The sequence below is a fragment of the Aquimarina callyspongiae genome, assembly GCF_034322225.1.
Classification (GTDB): Bacteria; Bacteroidota; Bacteroidia; order Flavobacteriales; family Flavobacteriaceae; genus Aquimarina.
The window spans coordinates 1-4,436 of record NZ_JAXLPA010000015.1; the positions used below are offsets into that span (position 1 = coordinate 1).

General features: G+C 31.2%; 4 protein-coding genes. 1 reads left to right on the forward strand and 3 read right to left on the reverse strand.

Annotated features, from left to right (window positions below; all coding sequences use genetic code 11):
* Window positions 1–1,098, forward strand: a 1,098-nt coding sequence (locus U0D62_RS25485) for an RHS repeat domain-containing protein (protein ID WP_322290188.1), incomplete at its 5' end; no start/stop codon positions are given.
* Window positions 1,099–1,568: 470 nt separating this feature from the next.
* On the opposite strand, the gene U0D62_RS25490 is transcribed toward U0D62_RS25485, so the two are convergent.
* The 3 genes from U0D62_RS25490 to U0D62_RS25500 form a co-directional block, all read right to left on the reverse strand.
* Complete coding sequence (locus U0D62_RS25490; protein WP_322290189.1) at window positions 1,569–2,615, reverse strand: tyrosine-type recombinase/integrase; 1,047 nt, start codon at window positions 2,613–2,615, stop codon at window positions 1,569–1,571.
* Between the two features lie 301 nt (window positions 2,616–2,916).
* On the reverse strand, window positions 2,917–3,309 hold the full coding sequence (locus tag U0D62_RS25495; RefSeq protein WP_322290190.1) for a hypothetical protein: 393 nt from the start codon (window positions 3,307–3,309) through the stop codon (window positions 2,917–2,919).
* Window positions 3,310–3,311: 2 nt separating this feature from the next.
* On the reverse strand, window positions 3,312–4,436 hold a 1,125-nt coding region (locus U0D62_RS25500), incomplete at its 5' end, for an RHS repeat domain-containing protein (RefSeq protein ID WP_322290191.1).

The following is a 4,436-nucleotide window of genomic DNA, read 5'->3' on the forward strand; positions in this document are numbered from 1 at the left end:
GATTACTATCCGTTTGGGATGCTACTCCCGAACAGACACGGAAACACATCTGACTATCGCTATGGGTTTAATGGTAAGGAGTTAGATAATGAAGTTAAAGGGGAAGGAAATAGTTATGATTTTGGAGCAAGAATGTATGATCCAAGAGTTGGTAGATGGTTAAGTGTTGATCCTTTAAGAAAAAGAGCTCCAGGAATTACACCTTATAGATTTGGTTTTAATAATCCCCTTAGATATCAAGATCCTGATGGTAAGTGGGAAGAAGATGGTCATTTTTGGACAGTTTATGCATTTGGTCTAATGTCGGGATTAGATAAAAGTACAGCTCGCTACTTAGCATGGCAAGCTGAATTTTACGACCATGAAGTTCATAATGATTATTCCATGACTATGACTCCGGCTCCAGGAATGGATCTTCTTGTTTGGGGAAAAGATGGTGGAGCTGGAACTTGGGCTTGGGAGGCTTTTCAAGAAGATTTTCATGGTTTAACTGGAGGCCCTCAATCTGAAGTATTGAATAAAGCAGTTGATTTAATTCTTTTAGATAATACTTTTATGCAACTTCATACAATAGGCGATGCCTGGGCTCATAGTTATGTTGATTCAGGTAGTGGTGAAAGAATGATGTTTGGCTCAGAAAAAATAACAGTTCCTTTATTAGGTAGAATTACTTTTCAACATGCTTTTGTAGATGAAAACGGTAATCGACGAAATGGCCCTGATACAACCGATAATATAGCGGATAGACCATTAGCATATGCAGGTTATATTGGGTCTTTAGATAAGATATACAATGACCCAAAGTTTACATTTAATTCTCAAGTAACCAATAGTACTAACTTTGAAATGTTTTCATATATACAAAAGCAAGGAGGTAATAGAGATACAAATATTTTTCTTTTAAAATCTTATACAGAGTATATGACAGGAGAATCTAATAAATGGGGACATGTTGATGAAAAATCTGCTAACAAACTTAGAGGAATGTTTAAATTGTTAGGTGTTGAATACTCAACTTCAAATAAGAAAGTGAAGTCGACAGATGGTAAAACAATAACAATACATTTTACAACTGTTGAAAAGAAGAAAAAAGGATAATTTTATTAGTAATCACATTTTATGAAGAATAAAGTTTTTAAGGCACAACTTATAGTATTAATTGTAGGTTTAATAATATTTTTTCTTTCCTACCAAAAATATCTAAACTATTTGTTTGTAATATATTATTCTTATATTTCTTTTGCCTTAGGGTTTTTGGGGTTTATTTTATTCATATATTCTATATCAATAAAGAAGATTAATTTTTATGTTTTATTTTTTAGTATTCTAAATTTAATTTATTTACCGATTGTTTTATTTTTAATGGTTTCTAAATTGCATTAATTTTCCTTGGTGCCAAAATAAGTGTTTGAATAAAAGGTTGCTGAAGTTAAAATAGCAATGATTCGTAATCCATTCAGTAAACAAAATGAAAAATGAATTATAACAATATAAGCAAAAGCTACTTATTAAAATAGGTAGCTTTTGTTTTTTATTTAATCATATACCAAATAACATCAATTAATCTTTTAATAAACCGCTAATTTATCGTGTACTTTTTCAATTTCTTTATCAATGTATGATTGTGCAAAGTGTACATATCGATAAAAAGAACTACTGTTTCCGGTATGACCACTAATATTACGAACTAAATGCTCCGGCATTCCCAAAATAAGCATTGTTGTAATAGCGGTACGGCGCATCATATGACTACTCATCTTATCACAAAAGCGTACATTTGTTTTTTGAGTAGATTTTTGTGATTTAGGCACTTTGCCTAAACGCTCTCTAGAAACTTCAATAGAAGCCGTAAAACTAGCTTTCTCTCCTATGCTTTTAAGGGTTTTATTAAAGTTAAACAGAGTTATTGGTGTAAATACAATTATTCTATTACTGCGTGGTTGATATTTTTTATAAATATCAATAGCATAATTAGGTAACTTTACTGAGGTATAGGTCTTGGTTTTTTTACTCTTAACCTTTACATACACATCGTCTTGAATCTTTTCAAAGTTCTGATTGGTTAGTAAAAATATATCTGAGAAACGTAAACCTGTAGTACAGCCAAACACAAAAATATCTTTAATACGTTGTTCAGTTTTTGTTAGGGAAGTTTCAAATATTTTATCGTGAATTAAAAATTTAAGTTGTTCTGGTGATAGAACTAGAATATCGACTTCCTCTTTCCTAACATATAAAAGACGATGAAAGTCGCCTGTTTGAAAATCTTTATCATTTTTTAGATAGTTAAAAAATGTACGAATCTGTTTCATATTCTGACCAACATAATTATCATAACACCCTTTTTTAAACATAAACTGAGAAAACTTATTATAAAATTTTTTCCAATAATTTTTCTCAGAAGTTATTTCTCGTTTGGTCAATTTTGAAGCATCGCAAATACGTAGTTCAAAATCAGTATCTACAGAAAACTCAATTAAATTATGTAATACATAACGATAATTATTTATAGTCCCTTTTGTAATACGCTCACCATTCTTTTTTAATCGTTTACCAGTTTCAGAATCACGAATAAATTGTTTGAATAACGGTACTAAAAGGGTGGTTTTTTTCATGCTATAATATATTTTTCAGCCAATAATAATTGTGGTAATTACTCTCTATTAAGATTCCTTTTGTTAAAAAGGTTTTAAATAAAATAGCAAAAGAAAAGAGAGTATGTTAATATTAATGTTCTTAATATTAGTGATGTTACCCTGTCTTTATAATTTTAATTTTTTACTTCCATAAAAAATTAAAATTATAAAGACATAGATACTCTCAGAATAACCATTTTTTGTTTAATTACTCTCTAATAAATTGAATACATTTATCAAAAGCATAAAGTTTAAAACTCTATAAAAGCAACACAGTATACTACTCTTTTAAGAAATCAAACACGTACAAATTGTCCTTTTTATTAAAGGTATAACTGCTAGAAGGTTTTTCAAAAGAAAAATGACTAGTAGCCCATAAAACAGTAGCAAAAAACAATCCTTCCTTTTGAAAATCACAATCATTGAAGATTACACTTTTAACAAAAAAATGAAAAGAATCATTTGCTGAGTTTTGTTTATTTACAAAAAATAAAGCTTTTTTTATTATTTCCTTTTCTTCACTATTAAGAAATACGGTATCATCATAATTGAGTATTACACCTTTTTCTTTATCTAAATCTAAGTTTTTTTCATAAGCAATAATCAAGTCTATGGCAATACCCCAAGTAGCGGTCTTATCACGTAATCTATATTTATATTCCGATTCAATCATAACTAAAATTTAATTCTTGAAAATATGTCTTTTGAAAAGAAAAATTCTGTTCCTCCATTACCAGTTGGTCTTATAACGTGCTGAAAATCGTGTTTAAGCCCCTCCCCAAATAACTTACTGTGTGTATTCATAAAATCATCTGAAAAATTTGTTCCAGCTTTCGTCATATCAAAAGTTTTTAACCTGTGATATCTAGATACCCTGAAGGAAACTACTTCAAGATTAGTAATTCCTCTTGACTCTTTTAATGCTTTATATGCAAATGCCTGTGTTTTATCTCCCCAAGCATAGATACCTTCTCCAAGATGTGCGCGACTTGCACTATTTGGCCATGGAGCACCTCCATTGAGTAAACGAGTGGCATCATCAGCACCTTGAACAGTATAAAATATTTTTGGAGATGACTTGCCTAATAATCTAACAGCAGGCAAGAAAAGAGTTAGGGTAGATATATTATCTGTTTCTAAGTGACCACTAGCCATATAAGCTAAATGATTATTATTTCGTTTTGCAAGACTATTAGCATATTGACTAAGGAAAGTTCCATAACCATCAACCTTTTCTCTAGACGTTACAAATTTAGAATATTCATCAAAATCCCCTGAAGCTTGAGATTGACCGTTCCAAGAGGTATTCCATTTTCCAGTTATCTTAGCATAGTTTACCGCTACAGGTTTTATAATTTCTGAATAAGCTTCTTCTGTATACCAACCTGCATCAGACCCATTTACACCTCCTTCATGCCAAACCCAATTTGGTTTTAAACTTCCATCCCATAGAACGTTGATCCCAAAGTCGCCACTATCAATTAATTCTCTATCATAATGTCGTCCACCCTGTTCACCTTCTTTAGTTCCTGGTTCAGCAGGTTCAAGACCTTCTAACTCAACTTTATCTATAGGTCTATTACCACTAAACTGATATGGAGAGTAATAAGGATAATCTTTTTCTAGAGGATCCACTGCAAAGAACCTACCCACTCTTGGATCGTGCATTCTAAACTTATAGTTTACAGAATTCCCTTCACCTTTTACTTCATTATCCATCTCTTGTCCCTGGAAGCCGTAACGATAGTCGCTAGTGTTTCCGTGTCTGTTCGGGAGTAGCATCCCAAACGGATAGTAATC